Raw genomic sequence first — 20,839 nt, 5'->3', positions numbered from 1 at the left:
ATGCTTGAGGTTCTATTCTGCTCTCTGCTGACGATCCTCCCGGACTATCTCTACCGCCGCTATGCCCAGGGCAAGCGCATCGGCAAGGAGATCACGCTCTTCTCGGTCTGGTTCGAGCTGCGGTGGGGCATCATCGCTTGCCTGATGCTCACCGTGGGGCTGATCACGGTGATTTTCTACTTTCACCCGTCCACGACCAGCGCCACCTTGTTCTATCGGACCGTGCCGATCCTGCCTGAAGCCAGCGGCCGGGTCGCCGAGGTCTATATTGACGGCGTGACCGGTGAGGTGAAGCAGGGTGCACCGATCTTCCGGCTCGACAGCTCGAAGCAGGAGGCGGCCGCGGAGACCGCCCGCCGCAAGATCGCCGAGACCGATGCCGCCATGGTGGTCGCGCGGACCGATGTCGCGGCCGCCGAGGGCAAGATCCAGGAAGCCAGGAGTGCCCACCGGCAGGCCGTGGACGAGTTGGAAACCAAGCAGGAGATCTATCGGCGCAACCCGGGCGCCGTCGCGGTCCGTGACATCGAAAAGCTCAAGGTCGCAATAGAGGGGCGCCAGGGCGGGATCGACGCTGCCATCGCCACGAAGGGCTCCGCCGAGGCGCAGATCGCCAGTCTCCTGCCGGCCCAGAAGGCCAGTGCCGAAGCCGAGCTGAACCAGGCTGAGGTGGACCTGACGAAGACGGTCGTCCGGGCCGGCGTAGGCGGACGGGTGGAGCAGTTCACGCTGCGGGTGGGCGACGTCGTCAATCCGTTCATGCGCCCGGCCGGCGTGCTGATCCCGGAAGGCGCCGGGCGCAAGGCCATCATGGCGGGCTTCGGACAGACCGGGGCTCAGGTCATCAAGGTCGGCATGGTGGCCGAAGCCACCTGTGCCTCGAAGCCATGGACGGTGATCCCGATGGTGGTGACGCAGGTGCAGGACTTCATCGCCGCCGGCCAGGTCCGCGCCGGCGAGCAACTGATCGACGCGCAGCAGGTGGTGCAGCCGGGCAGCATCCTGGTCTTTCTCGAGCCGCTCTACGAGGGCGGGCTTGACGGCGTGACGCCGGGCAGCTCCTGCATCGCCAACGCCTATACCAGCAACCACGACCTGATCGCGTCAGGCCAGGTCAGCGCCGCCAAGGGCCTGGTTCTTCACGCCGTGGATGCCGTCGGGCTCGTGCATGCCATGATCCTGCGGATCCAGGCGCTGATGTATCCCATCCAGACCCTCGTGCTCGGCGGGCACTGATGGGAGTGCTGCCGCGGCCGTGGATGGACCGCCCCTCCTCACGCAGGATGCGGCCGTGGATCGAGCACGCAGCGATGGGCTCTTCCGCCCATACTGTCCGGTCTGCCCTCGGACGGCGCCGAATGGTGCCAGACTGGATGACCGGGCTCGCACCACCGCCCGGCGGGCCAGCGGCCGGCATGGACCCAATCCACGCTCACGCTGGCGGGCCGCCCACAATAATCGGCCCCTGGGGCGGCAAAAGGAGGCCGTCATTGAGCACTATCGTGCCATCGACATGCACAGGATCGTAGGTCGCATCAAGGAGATCCGCGGACTGCGGCGCGTGTATACGGACCGGCTGCTCACCCTGCTGACCGTCGTGCTCATGCTCGCGATGTTCGTGTTCGCGCCGCTTCAGGCCGTGGGAATTTTCGTGTTCCAGGGCTTCGCGATTGCCGCCCTGCTGGCCATCATCGGCAGCATGTTCGTCATCTCGGACCACCCGGTGGCACTGGCGGTGATGTTTGTCTGTCTCACGGCGAACATCGTCGTCTTCGTGCTCCGTCTCTACTATCCGCCGTGGCCGTACAACCTCTATGTCCTGGCGGCTGCCTGGCTTGCCATCGCGGTCACCCTCGGGGCGGTCGTGGCCCAGGCCGTCTTCCGGCGGGGGCGCGTCACCTATCACCGCATCGTCGGCGCCATCCTGCTCTACCTGCTCATCGCCGTGTTGTTCGGGACGCTGTACATCTTTGTCGGGCTGTCGATCCCGGATGCCATCAAGGGCATCACGTTCGAGGACAACGCGGCCCTTGCCAACTCGGTGTTCTATCTGAGTTTCGTGACCCTGACCTCGACGGGATACGGCGACATCGTTCCGGTGCATCCGATTGCCCGCACGCTCTGCGTCCTCGAAACCGTCATCGGCCAACTCTATCCGGCAACGTTGCTGGCAAGGATCGTGACCCTCGAAATGCGTCAGGGCAGCGGCTGAGAACGTGAGCTTACGGGCTCGAATCGACGGGGGCCGAGATCCGACCCGACTCATCTCGCCTCCACAAAGAAGCTCCCTCACCGATGATCGAGAGGGAGCAGGCGTTGGAGGTTTCCTGAAGAAGGTTGCCTTATGTCACGCGTGGCAAGCGTCCCGATCATCGTCCCTGAGCATGGCGAATTTGCGCTGACCCGGCATCAGCCCCATTTGGAGGCGGTCCACCGCCCCGAACAGGAGACCCGCCCCGTTATGATCCAGGCACCGGAACCCGAGCGCCCCTTCAGCTCCCCGGTGACGTCAGCCCGCCCCCTCGGGCGTTGCACGCTGACCCGCACGTGTCCAGCCGGGTCCAGCCCGCCGGAGATCTGTCCCCCCGCCTGTCGTGAGGCGTTGCGGGCAACCCCGTTCTCGACCACGACCGTATAATAGTGCGCCCTGCGGCAGCTCCCCTTCTCGGGAATGGCGTGGACGCTCCAACGGCCATCGAACTGCTGCTGCGCCAGAGCCGCGTGGCCGAGCAGCGCCGATGTCACGGTCAAGACGGATATGACCAGAAGACGATGCATGGGAAGCCTCCCAAAAAGCTGGAGCCTGCGCGCGATCAGCCTTGCCACGATCGGCGTGGACGGATCAGCGGAATGGACCGCAACTCGCGCGACATGATCGGCATCCCCACGGGGCCACCACGAATATCACGCGAGTGCTCGCTTCCGGATGCCCGGTGCGACAGCTCATCGCTCACTGCACGTGGTGAACCATGACCTCGCCGGCGCACGCGATGGGAACACGCGTTTGGGATTGCCGGTCATACATCGTCCGGCACGGCACGCCGTTGAATATGCGGATCTCGTTCGGAGCCGCATAGGGGAAGAGAGAATTGGGTGTGCCCGCGATCGGAACGCCACTGGCGACAGCCGGGTGTGTGCTTCCGGTCGTGGTGACATCGACCCGGGCGACCGGGACGTCCCCGGCACATGCGATCGGGATACGGGTGTGGAGTTGCCGATCGTACATCGTCCGGCACGGTACGCCATTGATCGTCTGAACCTCGTGAGCGGCCGCGTGAGGGAAGGGAGAGCCCGGCGTGCCCCGAACCGGATGCGGCTGCGCCATAGCAAGCCCGATCCCGCCGAGGGTGATCAGAGCGGCACTTGCAAAAACGGTCGATATCTTCATGGAAGCCTCCTTGCGGTTCACAAGCGTCTGTCCTGTTGACTCGTCGTGCCTTCGCGCGATGGACCTATGTCTCCTTTGACCGATGCCGGATCGGGAGATTGCCTAAGTAGCCGCTCTCAGGGCATTCCTCGTCACAGAACCGTGCATCATTTCCCGGATTGAGCCGCGGTGCTTGATCGAAGATGACAAACCCTTGACGGTTTGGGACACTGCACAGATGACAGCGCGCCAGATCGTCCAGGTCGAGAGCGAGCGGAAGCGATCGTGGTCGATCCGACCGCGACCGTTCAGCCGGCATCTGGTTCGTTCTCGTGGGCGCGGCCCCAGTCCTGGAACAGGGTCTGGGCAACAGCGAGCAGGACCGGGCCGAGGAACACGCCGACGACCCCGAAGGCCAGAAGTCCGCCGAGCACGCCCAGAAAAATGAGCACCATCGGCATCCTTACACCACGGCTGATCAGGTATGGGCGCAGGACATTGTCGAGTGATCCCACCACAAGACCGTTCCACGCCATGATGAACACGGCCCAGCCGGTGTGACCGTCGGACATGAGCCACAGAGCCGCGGGCAGCCAGAGCACGACCAACCCCAACGGCAGCAGGGTCATGACGATGCCCATGGTGCCGAGAACGATGGCGCCGGGAACCCCGGCCAACCCGAAGCTGAGGCCCAGCAGGACGCCCTGGATGAGCGCGGTGCCCAAAACGCCGTTGACGACGCTGACGATGGTCTTTCCCGCAGTCTGCAACACGCGCCGGGCGCGCCACCCACCCAACCGGGCCATCGCCCATCCGAGCCGCCTCTCGACGTACGCGCCATCGCGATAAAGAAAGAAGGCCAGGGCGATACCGACGACGACCTGGAGCGTGCCCGAAACAAGATCGCTCCCTTCTTGCAAGGCCCAGTCCCGAAGCGGCCGCAGGTAGGGCGCAAGTGTCGGCCCAAGCTCCGCGCCCTGCTGTGAGATCCTGATCCAGATCCGTTCCGCCTCCTGCCCGACCAAAGGCAGGCGTCCGAGCCAGCGGGGCGGCGGCAGCCCCTGATCAATCGCGGAACGGATGGTCGCGGCGAGCTGGGAGACATCGTCTGCCAGGTTCGCAGCCAGAGCCGCGAGCGGGAGCAGGAGCAGACTGGCGATCATCACGGTCATGAGCAACGCCGCAAGGGTCTGCCGCCCGTCGAGGAAATATCTGAGCCGCCGGAACGGCCGCCATGTCGAGACGCAGAGAATGACGGCGAACAGGATGGCGGTCAGGAATGGCCTGAGGACCAGGAAGCAGCCGACAACCAGGACCAGAAGCAGGACGAGGCCGAGCGCCTTCTCGACGTAGGATGCCTCTTCCTCTTGGGACGCGGATTGCTCGCGGGCGCTCCCGACCGCATGCGGATCGACGATACCCATGCCACCCTCCCAACCGGGCCAGCTTCCGACAGGTAGATTACCTCAGGTAGCGGTCCCGTGCCCATCGTCGACGCAGAGGATCTTCCAAAAATGCCACCGGGCGAATGGCGTCGTCAGGTTCGCCGCGATGACGCTCACTGGAGAGACCTCAGGATCGACAATCGTTTCGACGCTGGCGCAGATCGGAGTCCCAGCCCGACCTCTGGCGAGTTGGAGACGGTGCGCCGCGGCAACGAGTCGTTGGCCGGCTCTTGCCTTGAGATCGCCCGACTTGCCGGCTCAGGTCCTGTCAGAACAATCTCAGCGGCAAAGCGGCGGGGTCATGCGGGTATTCCTCCTCGGGCGTTGGAACGCCCGAACCTTTTTCAACGGCTGGTGTCGTTCGACCGCGCTGGCCATGGCTCTCATGCTGGTCAGCGGCGGATCGGAAGCCCAAACGATCACCGCTTCGCTTTCCCGATCCAGTTCTCTCGCTACAAGGAACCTTCCCGTTGTGCCAGTTCCGGGCTGGATCCGCTTCTGCAAGCAGAGGCCAGAGGAATGCACCCTCAACGCTTCGGAACGGTCAACGATCACTCTCACGCCACAGACCTGGAAGACGCTTACCCAGGTCAACCGCCAGGTGAATGCCGCCATCAGGCCCATCACCGATCGGAAGCATTGGGGCGTGGAGGACCGCTGGGACCTTGCCGAGGACGGCTACGGCGATTGCGAGGACTACCAGCTCGTCAAGCGCAAGCGCCTCGTTGCGGCCGGCCTTCCCCGACGGGCACTGCGCATGACAGCCGTTATCGACGAGGGCGGCGAACCCCATGCGGTCCTGATGGTCCGCACCGACCGTGGCGACTTCATTCTCGACAACAAGCGCAATGCGGTTCTGCCGTGGCGGCGAACCGGCTACGTCTATGTGCAGCGTGAAGCCGAAGCCGGATCGACCTGGGTTTCACTCGGCGGTGTTGTCACCACACCTGTCGCGACGGCCGGCCGCTAGACCATCGGGGCCAAGAGTGGGCTCGCACTTTTGGAATTCATCCGATGCTCCCTCCCTTGAGGGAGCATCGTTTGGATGCAGACCCGTTGAACAACCGTTCGGCGTGCGATGATCACTGCACGGTGCCGCGAGCGCGTCCTCCCGAGGTGCGGCAGGAGCATCCCGTCCCGACCGATGCGGAATTGGTCAGGGTGCAGGTTCGGACCGCTGTCACGCAGGATCCGCCAACCGCAGACGAAATCGGCGTCTGGTACGTGGAGTACGGATAGTTGTAATAGGGGTATGTGGCCGCTGCCCCGACGACCGCGCCCGTGGCCAGTCCGGCCGCTCCCCAGCCCCGATAGTACGGGTAGCGCCCGTAGGAGCCGCCATAGTAGGGGGAGCGCCCCGCATAATAGCGCCCACCGTAGTAGCGATTGCCATAATAGCGGCCATTGCCGGCGCGGTAGCCATAACGCCCGCCGGGATTGCGGATGGCAGCCTGGCGATAGCCCCCGCCAGCCCTGCCGACCCGGTGGTAGCCCGCCCCACCCCGGTGGACCGCCATCCTATGGCCGCCAGCGCTCACGCGGGCGCCGCCCCCGCCATGACGCCGGGCTTCGGCATCGCCCGGGATGAGAAGAGCGCTCGCCACAAGAATGCCGAGAGTCAAGAGAAACCTGTTCATCGTGATCCTCCTTTCCCGAGAGGAGCCCGCACAAGGCAGGCTGTCTGGTGCAAGACGCGAACACAGTGTGATCCTTTTCGGAGGGCCTGCTTGATCGTCTGGGACATGCGCTTGGCATTTGATGACAATGGCTCATGCGAAAGACTTTCACCGCTCCCACAGGACTCGACAGACATGGTCTGTGGATTGTTGGCCGCGGTGTCCGTGCTTGTTATGCCCAGTCTTTTGGCGGGCACCTCCCGAGGAGCCTGTTGTAGATTTCCACTTCCGCCGCGACTATCAGGAGGCGACATTGCCGGCGAGAGACTACTTAGCCACCGAAACCCTGCGCGGCGGACGCGCGGTCGAAATCCGCGCCCTCCGGCCGGGGAACACAGCCATGTTGAAGATCTTCAGGACAAGCGGGCTCAACCTCAAGGCCGAGCCGCAGCCAGACGCCACCCATGTCGTTCTTCAGATATCGTGACCTGGGGCAGCCCGATCAGGCATCGGAAGCGCCATCAGATCTCACCCTCAGGCCCACGATGTTATGATTGGTGGCCGTAATGCCGCTGTTCCCGGTCCCGATGAGATTTTCCTATTGCCGATAGGATTGGAACTCCCGTTAACTTGACATCTCCACCGCGACTATGACGCTGGCTCGTCACGATGATGTCGGCTGTCGGTCCGGTGCTGCTGTAACCATTCCACCAGGAGCACATAACCGACGGCCAGGAGCACCGGGCCAACGAACAAGCCGAGAAGCCCATCGACGATCACGCCGCCGATGACACCCATCAGAATGACCGGCATCGGCACGTCCAGCCCTCGGCCAAGCATCAACGGTCTCAGAACGTTATCGCTCAGCCCGACCACAATATTCCAGATCAGAAAGATGATCGCCGTCTGTGTCGCGTCGGTCGCGAAAACGTAGATGACGATGGGCAGCGCCAGCAAAAGCAGAGGGACCTGCATGATCCCCAGCAGGAGTGCAACGAGCGTCAAGGGGCCGGCGACTTCAAGCCCGACGACAAAGAATCCGACACCGAGGAGCAGCGCCTGGATCAGCGCCACACCCACCACGCCGAGTCCGACGCCGCGGACCGTGGCCGCCGTCAACGTGACCAACTGCACCGCGCGCGCCGTACTGCCGGTGACGCGTGTCAGCAGGCGCCGGGCGAATTCGGCACCGCTCTTGCCATAGGCGATGAGCACGGCGGCAATTGCGATTGATAGGACAAACGACAGTTCGCCGAGGGCCAGACCGCCGGCGAACGAGGCCAGCCACGCCAGGGGCCCGCTCAGCAAATGGCCGTATTGCTTCAAAGCTGCGGGCAGGTTGGTGGCGACGAGGGTCCAGACCTCCGTCAGCTTCTTGCCGACCAGCGGTGTGCCATCGAGCCATAGCGGTGGCGGCGGGAGCGTCACATTCTGGCTCTGCGCACTCGCGATCAGCGAATAGAGCGATGTTGCGAGTGACGTCACCACGATGATCATCGGACCCAGCATCACCACGACACCGACCAGCCCGATCAGCAGTGCCGACCAGCGCTCGCCCAGGTGGGCCGCCAAGCGGAGATGCAGGGGATACAGCATCACGGCCAGGATCGCAGACCACAGCAGAATGAAAGCAAACGGCAGCACGATCCGGGCGCAGGCGTAAACCAGCAGAGCCACCAGTCCGATCCGAAGCGTGGTGTCGAACAGGGTCGAGGGTTCAGGCTCGGTGCCAAGGTTGGGGGCGCTCTGGTCCATCGGCTTGTCCCCTTACATCACCCGACGGCGCAATCATGCCGCTCAACGGAAGCATGCGCCGATCAGGACATAGCAGATCTGATCCGTCCAAGATCCCATCGCAGTCGAGTCAAGAGGCCTGATCCTGCCGAATCCAGAACCGCCCGCTTTCAGCGCCGGCCCACCCGATTGACCGGACCGCCACGGTTCATCGGTGTTCCGGGCCGCACCCCGACACCCGGGGCGCCGACGCCCGGCGTCACCACGGCCCGTGCAACCGGCCGCGGCCGCAGCACGACGCCGGGCCGTACGACGCAGCCGACGGGATAATTGACGTATTGGCAGTAAACCACAGCCTGGGCCTCTTCGGTTCTTGCGATCAGGAACCCGCCTATGAGTGCTAACAATGTGATCGGAAGAAGCTTCATTTCCACCTCCCTGCATCCAGTCTTCGCTTAAGCACCTTAGGACCGACGATCGTGCCCCTGACGAATCCAGGCCTACGTCTGTCCTGGCAAGCCTCCGCTCTTGTCGGCGCGCGGTGCAGGTGCTTCCGGCCCGTCACTGCCTCCGAGGCACAGCTACGGGATTGCCGATGCCCTCAGCCACCCAGGCTGCAATCGCAAAGGCTCGCGATCTGCTGCTCGTCCCGGATGACGCACCCCGTCGAGCCACATTCATGGCCGGCAAGTGGACGTCGCTAGGCAAGCCACTCCTTCGCACATTTCAAATGCACTCTAGTCGGTCCACACGAGAATGCTTGATCAATCTGGACAAGGCGTTGACAGTTTGGGTCAGCAGATGATTCCAGGTCTGTTGATTGACCAGAGGCCACCAATCTCATTCCAGTGCGGGGCTGGTTGAAATTAGAGATTGCAAGCTGGTGCAGAAGTTTGCGACGGGATGTGCGACGCGCGGAAATGGTGGTTTAGCGCAGCCGCTCGGGTAGCTTTCGAGGAGCGCCGGCACCATCTTTCTATTGGCCTTCTATTAGCCGTGATCGTCCGGCTCCTGTGTCCGGGAGGCGACCATGTTCGACCGTGAGACTTTCTTTGAAGCCGTGCGCTCCGACCCCTTCGGCGGATCGTTGATACAAGATCAAGTCGATGGGATGAACTACATTCTCGATACATGGGAGGACGCGCCGCCATCGGATGATCTGCGATGGCTCGCCTATGCCCTCGCCACAACTTATCACGAGACGGCGGCAACCATGCTGCCGATCGCGGAATACGGATATGGGGCCGACAGGCCCTATGGCGTGCCAGATCCCGAGACCGGGCAAACCTATTATGGCCGAGGTTTCGTGCAACTGACCTGGAGAGACAATTATGCCAGGGCCGATCACGAGCTCGAACTGGTCGCCGCCGATTCTTTGGAATGGCATGCCGATAATGCGCTTGAGCCGCCGACTGCCGCCGCCGTCATGTTCAAGGGCATGACGGAAGGATGGTTCTGCGGGTCCGCCTTCGCCGATTACTTCAACGATCACGACGATGATCCCTACAATGCGCGGGATATCATCAACGGGGACAAATCGGTAGTGCCATCCTGGTCGGGCGGTATGTCGATCGGCGACCTGATCAAAGGCCATCACCAGGCATTTCTGATGGCCCTCGAAGCGGCTTGGTACGAGGATCGCGTGCTGCCGATGGCCGCAGAAACAGTCCTGACATTGACCCTGCGGCTATCCGCAGCCGGCCCCGTGGAGGTCGTTTCCGTGGAAGCCCATGCGGATGCGCCGGGGTCGAACGAGGATGCGATGCCGGTTAAGGCGCAACCCCAAGCGCACCTTAGGACTGTAGCCGCACATGACCGGGCATTCACACTGAAGGTCGGTGGTCCTCAGAATGTGGCCTTACTTGGCGCTGCGGTTCAGCGAAAAGCTGGCAAGAGAGAAAGCACCCGAAGCATAAAAGCACCTGATCCGTTAGCTCAGGGAGGCGGCCCTTGCCCGACATCTCCAAGCGGCACGAAGGGAAGGAAACGCAACCCAAGGGGTGTTCGCTCAACGCCATCGGGCTGAACCCGCAACAGCGGGCCCTCTGAGACGTCTCCCCTTGCCCTTTGGCAACGCTTTGCTCGGAAGGGGAACATCGGTAGTATGCGCGGTCCGGAGCCTCGTTGCAGGCCTGTCGCCAACGGCTGAAATCCTTTGCGCAAAGGCCAGTCGTCTCGAAGCGTTTAGCCCCTGTCCTGATCGGTCAAGCAGCTCGTCTTCGGATGAGGCATTCTCGTCTCCGAAGGCCACCCCGCACCCTTGCCAAGCCTTCGCCAACAGCGCCCCGTTCGGATCACCCGGACGGGGTCCTTTCACGGAGAGGCGCCATGCTCGGGCTGATCATGATGAGTGTGCCGCTTGGGATGGCCGTCGGCCTATCTGCGGTGGCGCTCGTCTGGGCCGAACCCGACGGTTCGGCTGGCGGTGTCCTGACAAGCTGCGTCTCCGGTTCGGGATCGCAGGCCCCGCCGCTGAACTATGTCTCATTCCAAGCCTATCAGGCGCCAGCGGTCCGCAACGACACTTTCGGGTGAGCCGCGATGTCCATGCGCGACCTTCCGCGTTAGCTCTGGTGACGCGGGCAGCTCCAGCCCACCAGCCTCGCCAACACACCCCGTCACACCCCGTCAGAAACGCGGCCATGACCGGGGCCTGGGACTCCTGCCAGCGCCAAGCCGCGATCGGGAGGCTTGCATGATGACGATGCCGGCGATCATGGCGGACGAACTCGGGAAGCACATCGCGAGCGACTTCCGCGACCTTCGGCCTCGAAGGCCTGTGGCTCAACTTCGATGCGGACGACGATGACTTCGGCAACGGCTTCGTTGGCACCTTCACCCCGCCAGGCGGACCGCCGGTCGATATCTTTGCCCCCGCCGTTGGCAACGACAACGACTTCTTCGTGGCGCGCGCCAAGCTGAACTTCAAGTTCGGCACCTACTGACCGCACATGACAATACATGGAAAAGGTCCGGACAGGTTCCGGGCCCTTTCCATGCCCTGTTAGACAAAGGCGATTTACTGATGGGGCGACTGTTCCAATGGAACCGACGCGAGCCGCTCATCAACACACTGCTATTACACTCGGATCGTTCTTAGGATCAGCCCTTGATCAGGTCTCTCGGGCTGCCTCCCGAATGCGTGTCACCACGAGCCGCCTTTCAACCGCCCTGTTCACGACTCCGTGCCCTGAATGCTGCCAGCAGGTCGTTAGCGTGAACTTGCTTTGGGGGAACAGCTATAGGCGACGGTGATCGAGTTCGCGAGGAGGACATTCTGGTGGGCCCGAGCGGCTGCTTCGCAAGCTTGCGGGGTATCGTACTCAGCGACAACGGTATGATTCTGTCCGGTCAACAGTGTCATCAACAATACTGTTATTGTCATACTCCATGGCCCTCCCCGGCCATCAAAAGAGGCTCTTCCCAGGATCTCGATGCCTGCGGATGATTTCCCAGATATCACCCGGGGTCAGGTGATCAGCTTGTGTCGCTTGCCCGTGCAGCGCATCTTCTGACGAAGTGCAAGCGGGCCATTGTGATCCCGCTTGCCGGACATGCTTGATCGGTTGGGCCAAGGACTTGTCATTTTTGACAAAAGGTTTGTGCGCGGCCGTCTCAAAACGAAAAGCCGCTGGTGCCGTCCGACAGGTGGTAGACATTTGAGAGGGTGGCGCAGTCTCCGGGTGTTGCAACTCACGCACCGGAATCCGGTGTCTTAAAGCGGACCTCGCACGGCTGGTCGGCCAGCACGCCACCATTCTGTCCATGGACCTGATCGGGCGGCTGATGCTGCATTCCCAGACCGTGGGCGCAGCCCTCGATGGCCTCGTGTCCAACCTGCGTGTGCAGGACTGGGCCGTGGTTGCCGCGCTGACGGTCAGCGGCGACACGGCGCTGCTCACGTATGCGGTCTACCAGCCGCAGCGGAAGGGCACGGAGGCGATCATCGAGCCGGCCATGGCGGTTGCGGCCAACGCGCTGCGCAGTCTTTGCGGCTCCGACTGGTGCCCGACGGAGGTGCTCCTGCCATGCACGGCCCTGGCGGAGGTCGAGCCTTACTGGCGCCATTTCCGGGCTCCGGTCCGGTTCAACCAGGAGAGTGCCACCCTGGTGTTTCCGGCCGGGGACCTGAAGCGCATGGTGCCTGGGGCCGATCCGCTGCTGCATGCCATGCTGGAGGATCAGCTTCGACGCCTGCGGGGCGGAGCGGGATACGAGTTCCCGGATGACATCCGGCGGCTGCTGCGCACGCGGCTGACGAGCAATCGCTGTTTGGCGGCCGACATCGCCGAGCTTCTGGCAATGCATCGGCGGACCTTGAGCCGCCGCCTGAAGGACAGCGGCACGGGCTACCGGGCCATCAGGAACGAGACCCAGTTCGAGATCGCCCGGCAGTTGCTGGAGGAGACCGGGGTGCCTCTGGGTGAGATCGCGGCGGCGTTGGGCTATTCGGAAGCCGGCGCCTTCACCCGCGCCTTTCGGCGCTGGTCGGGCCGGACGCCGACCGCCTGGCGGGCCGACGGTGGCCGCACGCGGTAACGCACCTTGGGCCGATCCCTGTCAGGGGATGGATCCGGCCGAGCCGGACCCGTCCCGATGAGCGCCACTGCGGCCAGGGTGACGGCAATGCAGAGTGGCGCGCTCATCATGATCTTCCCGAGCATGGCCCTTCTCCATGACAGGATCCCGTCACGGCTCTCCGGATGGGATCCCGGTGGCGAAGGCCTTGTGTGGGATGAGGGGCCCTCGGAGGAGGATCATGCCGCATCCAGTGACGGGTTGCTTGACGGATCTGGACAGCGGCTGAACACTTCAGGACAATCGGCGGGTGCGAAAAGCAAGCGTGCCACCTCAGAGGCCCAACGACGTTTGCGTTCAGGCTCCGCGGGCTACCAAGCACCCTGGAGATCCCGGTCCAGACGAATGAAAGGCTGGCGCAGTGTCCTGGCCGCGATGGGGCATGATCAATGGGGTGGCTGTCATTGCAGATTGATGACACCCAATCCGAAGCCCGACGGGTCGTGGGTGATCCAGACCTCGCCCTGTCCAAGCATCATCCCCTTGTCCCGGACAAAGACCGTTTCGAAGCTGGTGTTTGCAACGACCTCCCGAATGCGCGGACTCATGATGGCATCCTTCACCGCAGCAAGCTGCTCACGGGTGCGGATCATCCGCTTGGCCTTGCGCGTGATCGACAAGGGATAATGGATAACCCGGTCGAGGAGTTGGATGTCGCCGGACCGAAATGCTGCCTTGACGCGCCTGAAGCTGTAATAGGCATCGAGGGGATCGAAGCCCAAGCTGCGGTAGCTGGCCTCGACCTCCGGGGACAGCTTCGGCCGGGAGAACCCTGCCTCCGAGGGTGTCGTCGGCAGGCCCATCGATCGGCACAGTTCCCTCCCGAGGAGGTTGAGGGCCGTGTGACGGTCATAGAGCAGTTGCAGCTTCGGCTCGCGGGCTTGTGCCGCTCCGGTCGCAAGGGATCCCGTGATCTCCGGCTCGTCCGGCGTGTTGCCAGCTCCGGCATATCGGCCCTTGCGGGCGAAAGAGCTTTGCGCCAGTGCGTATTCGAGTTGGCTGCGGGCAATCCAGGTCCGCTCCTCCACTTCGGCCAGGACCTGGTCATTCGACGGTCGGATGTCGGGACCTTTGGCAATGTCGGCGGGGAGGGCCTGTAAGGCTTCCTGCGGGTTGGAACCCTTCTGCTTGTCGGATGGGGCTTGCGGATCAACCTTGTAGGTCCGCCCGTAAACCTGAATGAAGAAGGGATTCGCACGCACTGGAGGCACGAAGAGAAGTGTCAGCAGGCATGCGCACCCCCCAAGAGCTCTCACGGCGAAGCAGGCCATCGCCGCCTCTGTTCATAAGATCTAGTAATGATGGTGCCGAACCGCACGGCGTGTCGACCGTCGGGCCACGCCCGCCACGCTCCCCGGCGTCGCCGGTCGGCCGACGACGGCCTGAGCGGTGTCGCATTTGAGGCCGATGCTGATCGTGCTCGCGTGACCCGGCGCCGTTGCATTCGACCGGCTCACGCCAATCGACACCGGAAGGGCGATGAGGAAGGCCGCGACACCGCCTGTCACGGCTAGTTTCAAGGGAAGATTGCGCATGGTGCACTCTCCATTTTCTGGCGTTAACCGCCTTACACCATCTCGCATCATAGGCTCACGGACCGGAGCTGCTTGACTGACTGGGCCAGCGCTTTGCCCTTTTAAGACAACCGCCTCCGCATCCCCTCAGTCGGGCAGGATTCGACCAAATGGGCTTACATTTCATGCTTCGTTGCAGGCATGCACATATACGTCGAGAGGCGAAAGAGGACGCAAGGCCTCATTGGCCTTTCGCGGTGGTGTGCTCGCTCCCAGCACCGAGCGCAGCAGAGAATGATGACCGTCCGCACGGTCCTGTGCCCAAAATGGCAAATCTTTGGCTTAAAGGATCAAGCATGTTCTGCCCACGGCATCACAATGGATCTGCTTGTAACTGTCCGCCCAGCCTTATCATCTGTCGGACAACGGGAGCATGGCGATGAACGGGTTGCTTCCGGTTCCTGGGAGTTGGCCTTCACCATGCCTCGGGCGCTCGCATCGGGTTCGGGCCCCTCATGACGATGAGGATGCCCAAGGCAACTCGGAGGCCGCGTCTGACGGGCTCTTCAGGCTCGGTAGGCATCAACACTGTGCGTGATGATGCCGGGAGCGTACAAACCAGGGGATCTTCCGGGCCGCCAGCTATGGAGTTCTGGACATGAGCAAAATCATCAATTCAGGCACGATCTCTCGTCGCCAAGCCTTTTCTCTCGTGGGGTTCGCAGCCACGCTTGCCCTGGCCGCGCCTGCGGCGGGTCTGATGGTGACAGAAGCTGAGGCTCAGACCGCAGGCATGGAACGGCGTCATGAGCGGCGTACCGGACGGCACGAGCGGCGCACCGAGCGGCGTACCGGACGCACGGAGCGCCGTGAGGAGCGCCGTGACTGAGCGGGCTGCCTGACTCGACTCTTGTTGCACGCATGACCGGACGGTGGAGCTGAGGTGTTCCCTTACGCCCGGAAGGAGGAGGCTGGAGTGTCGGACGTGAATTCGAACTTCCGCCCGCCCCCTCCTTCGTGCGCGCCATCCTGTCGTTCGCGACGGGCCGGCGGTCGGCAGGTATCGGATACATCCACGCAAGCCGCGTGAAGCTGCACCGCGCCTGGACAGTGCAGCTTCGACTTCGTGAGCAGGCTATCGGGATGGCGCTGTCCCGGGAGGCGTCCCGCCCGAACCGCTACCGGACGGCATCGCCGTGCGTGCCCGCTCGAGCAACGTCGTGGCCGCCTCGACGCAAGACCTCATGGAATCACGCGGATCACACCGCACGGCGAGGGTCGTGTCCCCGGCACGCAGCAGGAAACCGGCGCCGCGTGTCGGGCCTCCCCGACCCATTCCGCCCCCGTCGAGCCCACGCAGAAGATCGTCGAGGTCACGATCCTGCCGACTGTAGGACGAGCCGCGGTCGCCGGAATCGTCCGAACTTTGGCCGAAGGCAGGCAGGGCGATCAGCATCAGCCCGGCTGCCGCAAGAAACGCTCTCTTCATCTCGTTCCTCCTGTGGATTGGATTCGGGGCGGATCAGTCGCGGCAGATGCGCCGGCGCACCAGGACCAGGAGACTGCCGTCCTGGGCCCGCAGGCTGCGGGTGAGGAAGTAGCAGCCGCCGCCATCCATACGCGCGGCCAGACGTTCCCGCAGGCGACCGCGCAAGCCGCCGCCGTCCTCCTCGTCATCTCCTCGCGAGGCCAAGCGTTCGCGGAGACGCTCCCTCAGGCCGCCGCCGTCCTCGTCCTCCGAGCGCGCGGCCAGCCGTTCGCGGAGCCGCTGGCGCAGGCCGGGATGGTCTCGCAGGAAATCCATGAGTTCACCGCGACGATCCCCGCGCTCCTGGAGCAGGTCCAGGAGCATGTCGCGCTGATCCCGGCGCTCCTGCATCAAATCCATGAGCATGTCGCGGCGGTCACTGCGTTCCTGAATCCAGTCGCGCAGAAGATCGCGCAGGCTGCCGTCGCTCATGTCGGATCCGTCGGTGCTCCGATCGTCTTGCTGGGCGGCCGCCGGGGACGTCGTGGTGAGCAGGAGAGCGGGGGAGGCAAAGAGGCTGAACGCCGTCAGCGCCAGAACAGGCAATCGGGTCATGATGCTCCTCCAGTCGAGAACCAGAAACAGGCTCAACTCGGACCCACATCCGCGCCTTCCGGCAGATCTCCTCACATCTTGATCGACTTTGGGGCGGATGCGACGCGGGAGTCCGGGTTTTGCATGAAAGCTGGTGCGCGGGAGCCTGAGGACCAGGAACGCATGCCTTGGAGAACAGGACTGCCCAGGACACCGGCTTGTCAGCTTGTCGATCCTATCGGTGCATGTTGGCTTCTTTGCGTCTGCATGTTCGTCCCAATGGAAGTGCTGCGGAGCATAAGGGGTATCCCGCCGCATCTTTCGCAACATCTCGGAACGACTCCCTCGAGCTTCTAGCTTGTCCGCCGATTGCGCCGATATGCCGGATTTCCGTTCGCCGTGCTGAACTAGGCAGTCAGCCATGGAGACAGATCCTGTATTCAGGGTCGATCGGCAGGGTTCCACGCTGGATCCCAAGCGCCTCGCCAACGGCGGGCGTGGGTTGGCAGGAAAGGTCAAGGGAACGTCCCTGGCGGTCAAGCACGACGCCACGATTCGCCTATCCTCGAGTCTCACACAAGCGACGTGCGTCCTATCCCGTGGCAACATGGAGGTTCAGATGCGTTTCCATGCGAACCCTTCGACACGACTGACGTCTATAGCAGTGGGCGTTGTCCTGTTCTCGACCATGTCTGTTGCTCAGCCGCTGACGTTAACGGTCAATCCGGCCACGGGCGGCGGCGGAACCAGCTATCCGGACCTGGGCTATGCCCTGAATCCAGCAAATCTCCCGCCCGGCGTGACCCCCATGGGCTACACTCAGAACGGCTGGCTCCAGGTTCCGGCCGACAACCTTCATGCCATCGGACCACGCTATGCCCAGCCCAGCGGGACCAAGATCCGCCGCGGAAGCCTGAGTCCGGACTGGATCGACACTGGGGACATGCAGAGCGTCTCGATCTACGGACTTTCGTCAGGGGCCCAGTACGTCTACTTCATCTCGCCCGACCAGAAGATCGTCGTGGTGGATCCGCAGTCCCGCCGGGTCATGCGCGTGATCCGGTGAGCCGGCGCATCTGACAAGAACGTCGTTGGCTTCTCGGTCAGACGCCGCCGGAAGTGGCAGGCAGGCCGCAGGAACTTGAGCCGCCTGATGGCGATCCCGCGGCATGGAGCGCTGGAACTGTCCTGCATGTGATCAGGCCCCAGCAATACTGTTGGTGATGGACGCGCCGCGTGTCGCGGCCAGAGAGGGCCTTGGTGCGCGTCGGCCATAGGACCGCTCCTGGCACATCTGGGACGCTCGCCCTTGGGCCGCAATCCTCACGCAACCGGACGTTCCGAAAAGTGAATGGACTTCACTGCCTGACCCTGCTTGTGTCAAAACGCGAACAGGTCCGCTCTCGACGAACTATTCGTACAAGTTCTACGTCATATGCCGCGAAATCACCGACCAAACGGCCTTGCAAGAAATAGAATTGCTCAAGCGAGCGACGTGTCAGCGTTTTGACACAACCAAGACCCGCTGCGGACCTTGGCGTTGAATCCCTCGCGGATGATGAGCCTGTCCCAAGATGGCCTGCCGTTGGATCGTCGCTGCCGGATTGCCGACCTGATAGAATGGTCGAGCGGTGTTGTGCCCTTGGCTTGGTTGAATGACTGAGCGATAGGCCGAGCCGGCCACAAGTCGGCAGATCTCCTCAAGGAGAAACAGCCGTGGCGACAGCATGGGTGGAGCGGCGGTTAGTGGCGATCCTGGCGGCGGACGTCGTCGGGTACTCTCATCTCGTGGGAATGGATGAAGCCGGGACGCTTGCTGCCCTGAAAGCCCTGTGGTGCAGAAGGGTGTGATGGAACGCCAGGATGGCGTCCCGCTCCAGCGCCGCATGATCCTTCGCATCGGCAGCAACCTTGGCGATGTCGTGGTCGCGGGTGATGACCTGCTCGGCGATGCGATGAACGTTGCGGCCCGCTTGGAACAAATCTGCGAGCCCGGCCGGGTGTTGATCTCCGGCGCGGCCTATGACCAGCTCCAGGGCAAGATCAATCTGCTGATGGAGTTCGCGCGGGTCAAGAACATCGAGCGCCCGATCCGGACCTATCGGATCCGGCGCGGGGCTGTGCTGCCACGAATGCTTTTGTGCAGATCAGTGACATAGCACGGGCTCGCCGCCGCCACCCTGTGGCCGCCTCCGACTAATGCAATTGAAGAATGGCCGGACCTTCTGCCACTTTCGGTGCACTCGCGCCAATATTCGACGCATTCTGCCCGATCCAGTCCTTGGCTCTTTGCACACTCTCATTCGTGCCCGCCTCGTCCTGACAGACCGTGACGGAGACGCCACCCTCGCCGGTGCGGATCAGGGAGTAACCGACGAATCCCTTGACCGACCGCATCAGGCTTTCGACATCGGACTTACGCTGCTCCAGCAGATCGAAGAGTTCCTTGGCGCCTTCACCGGAATAGGTTCTGATCACGGCGTGCATAGCTCGGTCCTCCGTTAAGCGTTTCTGCGAATGACGCAGACGATCGCCCTGGATCGCGCAACCGACTGCACCTGGTTCGAGGTTTGCCGAGTCCGATGAGCGACCGGCCGGCGGAACTTGGGAGTCAGTCGAGAAAGTCGACCACGCCACTTTCCAGATCATAACGAGCGTGGACGACCTTCAATTGACCCTCGTGAACCAGTTCCCTAACGATGTCGCTTCCGGCCAGGATCCCGGCGGCATTGCGGCGCGCGTTCTCGCGTACAGTGTTGTCGACGAAATCACCCGGCTTGCCCTCCTGTGATTTCGCGGCCGGAACGATCGCCTCGACCATCGGCCCGATTGAGCCCTGAAGCTCGACATGTTTTGCGACAACGTCGCAGGCTGCCTGTACTGCGCCGCAGCGCTGGTGCCCCAGGACCACGACCAGCGGTGAGCCGAGATGCTCGGCACCGTACTCGATCGTCCCGAGGACAGCCGTATCAACGACATTGCCCGCGTTGCGGGCGACGAACAACTCGCCGAGGCCGACGCCCCCAAAGATGAGCTCTGGCGCGACCCGGCTGTCTGAGCAGGTCAGGACCGTTGCCCAAGGTGATTGGTCTCCCGCGGTATTGGCGCGCTCCTCGCGGAGCCCTGCCTCGCACAGTTGCGGTGCGTTCACGAACTTGTCGTTGCCAGCTTTCAGTCTGGCCAGAGCGTCGTCGGGGCTCAGGTTTGTCCTTGCGGAGGCGGGCTTAGACCCGCCACTGATTGTCCATATGCATGCCGCTGCGGCCCCGGTTGTGGCGAGCGAGATCAACTTCCGGCGGCTCATCCTGATGCAGTCAATGCACATGGCGTTACCCGATGGCTTGGAACATGAGGCACCCGTCGATCCAAACGGCAGGCTCCCGACGGACATGCACTGTAGAAGGATTTATTGTCGGCGCTTGATCCGACAGGACAGGAGCTTGCCACTTTGGGACGGCGGCCACACAGGGTTCGCGAGACATCCGTATTCTGCATGCGACGCTAGAAGGGGACCGACTGATATCGACCAGTTTCGGGTGTTCGTGTCTTTGGCGCGAACGCCCGTTCATGGCACTTCTCGGAAGAAGGGTTGATGTCGGCTCAAGGATCCAAGACCGGACTATCCAGAGGACACCTGATCTTCTTGGCGTGACCCGAAGCGGTCATGGATCAGTCAGGCTCCCGCTTACTTGCCGGGAAATGGCGGTAGAAGGTCGATCGCCCGACTTGCAGCAGCTTCGCGACCTTCGCCGGGCTATCGCCCGCCGCGAGCAACTTGCGGGCAGTGTCGAGCATGTCTGGCGACATCACCGACTTTCGCCCTCCGCCATTGCAGCCTTTGGCACGCGCCGCCGCCAGGCCCGCGATGGTCCGCTCCTTTATCAGCTCGCGCTCCATCTCCGCGACCGAAGCGAGGATATGGAATAGCAGCCGGCCCGAGGGTGTGGACGTGTCGAACCCATCCGTCAGAGATCGGAAATCGACCTTGCGCGCCGATAGGTCGGCCGCCAGCTCGATCAGCCCCTGGATTGAGCGGCCGAGCCGGTCGAGCTTCCAGATCACCAGCGTGTCGCCAGCACGCACGAACCCGAGGGCTTCCGCCAGCCCCGGCCGGGTTGCCTTCGCGCCACTCGCCTTGTTGGTAAACAGCTTTTCGCATCCGGCCTTGGACAGGGCGTCGGTTTGCAGCGCCAAATCCTGATCTGCCGTCGAGACACGTGCGTAGCCGATCAGCATCTGTCCCGTAACTCCGTCCCAAACCGCCAGTTTCGGGAATCATATTTCGGGAACAGGTTTTGGGAAAGCCAAACCTGCTTTCCGGGTGTCTTCACGCTCCGGCCCTGGCTGTCCCGTTGGCGGATCCCTTGCGAGACACCTAGGCTCAGGACTCGTTAATTGAGGTAGAAGGCGACGGCAGCCGCGATGCAAATGGCTGAGAAGAAGGTGTGGGCGCAGCGGTCGTAGCGGGTGGCGATCCGGCGCCAGTCCTTGAGCTTGGCGAACATGTTCTCAACCTTATGCCG

The 20,839-nt window shown here is 63.0% G+C and carries 22 protein-coding genes and 2 pseudogenes; 10 read left to right on the top strand and 14 right to left on the bottom strand.

Annotation, left to right across the window (positions count from 1 at the left end):
- Complete coding sequence (locus AB4097_RS19290) at positions 1-1,236, top strand: HlyD family secretion protein (protein ID WP_442042523.1); 1,236 nt, start codon at positions 1-3, stop codon at positions 1,234-1,236.
- 277 nt (positions 1,237-1,513) lie between these two features.
- Positions 1,514-2,212 carry an ion channel gene (locus tag AB4097_RS19285; RefSeq protein WP_442042521.1) on the top strand — a complete coding sequence of 233 codons (699 nt, stop codon included), beginning with the start codon at positions 1,514-1,516 and terminating at the stop codon, positions 2,210-2,212.
- A 197-nt stretch (positions 2,213-2,409) separates the two neighbouring features.
- Here AB4097_RS19285 and AB4097_RS19280 read toward each other — a convergent pair whose 3' ends face one another.
- The 3 genes from AB4097_RS19280 to AB4097_RS19270 all read right to left on the bottom strand — a co-directional run bounded on the left by AB4097_RS19280 (position 2,410) and on the right by AB4097_RS19270 (position 4,791).
- Positions 2,410-2,778, bottom strand: a complete 369-nt coding sequence (locus AB4097_RS19280) for a hypothetical protein (RefSeq protein ID WP_442042519.1) — start codon at positions 2,776-2,778, stop codon at positions 2,410-2,412.
- A 172-nt stretch (positions 2,779-2,950) separates the two neighbouring features.
- On the bottom strand, positions 2,951-3,388 hold the full coding sequence (locus tag AB4097_RS19275; protein ID WP_442042517.1) for a hypothetical protein: 438 nt from the start codon (positions 3,386-3,388) through the stop codon (positions 2,951-2,953).
- A 287-nt stretch (positions 3,389-3,675) separates the two neighbouring features.
- Complete coding sequence (locus AB4097_RS19270; RefSeq protein ID WP_442042515.1) at positions 3,676-4,791, bottom strand: AI-2E family transporter; 1,116 nt, start codon at positions 4,789-4,791, stop codon at positions 3,676-3,678.
- A 493-nt stretch (positions 4,792-5,284) separates the two neighbouring features.
- Here AB4097_RS19270 and AB4097_RS19265 point away from each other — a divergent pair, with 493 nt between their 5' ends.
- Positions 5,285-5,782, top strand: coding sequence for a transglutaminase-like cysteine peptidase (locus tag AB4097_RS19265; RefSeq protein WP_442042513.1), 498 nt, complete (start codon positions 5,285-5,287; stop codon positions 5,780-5,782).
- A gap of 112 nt (positions 5,783-5,894) precedes the next feature.
- Here the strand turns inward: AB4097_RS19265 and AB4097_RS19260 are convergent, their stop codons facing one another.
- The 3 genes from AB4097_RS19260 to AB4097_RS19250 all read right to left on the bottom strand — a co-directional run bounded on the left by AB4097_RS19260 (position 5,895) and on the right by AB4097_RS19250 (position 8,590).
- Positions 5,895-6,449, bottom strand: coding sequence for a hypothetical protein (locus AB4097_RS19260; protein ID WP_442042511.1), 555 nt, complete (start codon positions 6,447-6,449; stop codon positions 5,895-5,897).
- Positions 6,450-7,076: 627 nt separating this feature from the next.
- Positions 7,077-8,183, bottom strand: coding sequence for an AI-2E family transporter (locus AB4097_RS19255; RefSeq protein ID WP_442042509.1), 1,107 nt, complete (start codon positions 8,181-8,183; stop codon positions 7,077-7,079).
- Positions 8,184-8,332: 149 nt separating this feature from the next.
- Complete coding sequence (locus AB4097_RS19250) at positions 8,333-8,590, bottom strand: hypothetical protein (RefSeq protein WP_442042507.1); 258 nt, start codon at positions 8,588-8,590, stop codon at positions 8,333-8,335.
- 602 nt (positions 8,591-9,192) lie between these two features.
- Here AB4097_RS19250 and AB4097_RS19245 point away from each other — a divergent pair.
- The 3 genes from AB4097_RS19245 to AB4097_RS19235 all read left to right on the top strand — a co-directional run bounded on the left by AB4097_RS19245 (position 9,193) and on the right by AB4097_RS19235 (position 12,701).
- Positions 9,193-10,188, top strand: coding sequence for a hypothetical protein (locus AB4097_RS19245; protein WP_442042505.1), 996 nt, complete (start codon positions 9,193-9,195; stop codon positions 10,186-10,188).
- Positions 10,189-10,490: 302 nt separating this feature from the next.
- Positions 10,491-10,697, top strand: a complete 207-nt coding sequence (locus AB4097_RS19240) for a hypothetical protein (RefSeq protein ID WP_442042503.1) — start codon at positions 10,491-10,493, stop codon at positions 10,695-10,697.
- Between the two features lie 1,170 nt (positions 10,698-11,867).
- Positions 11,868-12,701, top strand: coding sequence for an AraC family transcriptional regulator ligand-binding domain-containing protein (locus AB4097_RS19235; RefSeq protein WP_442042537.1), 834 nt, complete (start codon positions 11,868-11,870; stop codon positions 12,699-12,701).
- A 440-nt stretch (positions 12,702-13,141) separates the two neighbouring features.
- On the opposite strand, the gene AB4097_RS19230 is transcribed toward AB4097_RS19235, so the two are convergent.
- Both AB4097_RS19230 and AB4097_RS19225 read right to left on the bottom strand, forming a co-directional pair.
- On the bottom strand, positions 13,142-13,942 hold the full coding sequence (locus tag AB4097_RS19230) for a hypothetical protein (RefSeq protein ID WP_442042501.1): 801 nt from the start codon (positions 13,940-13,942) through the stop codon (positions 13,142-13,144).
- A gap of 108 nt (positions 13,943-14,050) precedes the next feature.
- Positions 14,051-14,275 (bottom strand): annotated as a pseudogene (locus AB4097_RS19225) (hypothetical protein); the annotation flags it as partial.
- 637 nt (positions 14,276-14,912) lie between these two features.
- Here AB4097_RS19225 and AB4097_RS19220 point away from each other — a divergent pair.
- Positions 14,913-15,143, top strand: coding sequence for a hypothetical protein (locus AB4097_RS19220; protein ID WP_442042499.1), 231 nt, complete (start codon positions 14,913-14,915; stop codon positions 15,141-15,143).
- 246 nt (positions 15,144-15,389) lie between these two features.
- On the opposite strand, the gene AB4097_RS19215 is transcribed toward AB4097_RS19220, so the two are convergent.
- A complete protein-coding gene (locus AB4097_RS19215) occupies positions 15,390-15,743 on the bottom strand; it encodes a hypothetical protein (RefSeq protein WP_442042497.1) in 354 nt (117 codons plus the stop codon).
- 33 nt (positions 15,744-15,776) lie between these two features.
- On the bottom strand, positions 15,777-16,337 hold the full coding sequence (locus AB4097_RS19210; RefSeq protein WP_442042495.1) for a hypothetical protein: 561 nt from the start codon (positions 16,335-16,337) through the stop codon (positions 15,777-15,779).
- A 598-nt stretch (positions 16,338-16,935) separates the two neighbouring features.
- Here AB4097_RS19210 and AB4097_RS19205 point away from each other — a divergent pair.
- The 3 genes from AB4097_RS19205 to AB4097_RS19195 all read left to right on the top strand — a co-directional run bounded on the left by AB4097_RS19205 (position 16,936) and on the right by AB4097_RS19195 (position 18,475).
- On the top strand, positions 16,936-17,382 hold the full coding sequence (locus AB4097_RS19205) for a hypothetical protein (protein ID WP_442042493.1): 447 nt from the start codon (positions 16,936-16,938) through the stop codon (positions 17,380-17,382).
- Between the two features lie 650 nt (positions 17,383-18,032).
- Positions 18,033-18,167, top strand: a complete 135-nt coding sequence (locus AB4097_RS19200) for a hypothetical protein (protein WP_442042491.1) — start codon at positions 18,033-18,035, stop codon at positions 18,165-18,167.
- A complete protein-coding gene (locus AB4097_RS19195; RefSeq protein WP_442042489.1) occupies positions 18,167-18,475 on the top strand; it encodes an adenylate/guanylate cyclase domain-containing protein in 309 nt (102 codons plus the stop codon). The genes AB4097_RS19200 and AB4097_RS19195 overlap by 1 nt, the downstream gene beginning before the upstream one ends.
- 37 nt (positions 18,476-18,512) lie before the next feature.
- Here the strand turns inward: AB4097_RS19195 and AB4097_RS19190 are convergent, their stop codons facing one another.
- The 4 genes and pseudogenes from AB4097_RS19190 to AB4097_RS19175 form a co-directional block, all read right to left on the bottom strand.
- Positions 18,513-18,803, bottom strand: a complete 291-nt coding sequence (locus AB4097_RS19190; RefSeq protein ID WP_442042487.1) for a hypothetical protein — start codon at positions 18,801-18,803, stop codon at positions 18,513-18,515.
- Positions 18,804-18,927: 124 nt separating this feature from the next.
- Entirely contained in the window at positions 18,928-19,467 is a 540-nt protein-coding gene (locus AB4097_RS19185) for a carbonic anhydrase (protein WP_442042485.1), read from the bottom strand.
- 518 nt (positions 19,468-19,985) lie between these two features.
- Positions 19,986-20,552, bottom strand: a complete 567-nt coding sequence (locus AB4097_RS19180; RefSeq protein ID WP_442042483.1) for a recombinase family protein — start codon at positions 20,550-20,552, stop codon at positions 19,986-19,988.
- Between the two features lie 155 nt (positions 20,553-20,707).
- Positions 20,708-20,839: pseudogene (locus AB4097_RS19175) on the bottom strand (IS5/IS1182 family transposase); the annotation flags it as partial.

Origin of the sequence: Microvirga sp. 2MCAF35 (assembly GCF_052115545.1) — a bacterium.
Classification (GTDB): domain Bacteria; phylum Pseudomonadota; class Alphaproteobacteria; order Rhizobiales; family Beijerinckiaceae; genus Microvirga.
Note: the sequence above shows the minus strand (reverse complement) of the source record. Positions and strands in the feature narration are given on the sequence as shown.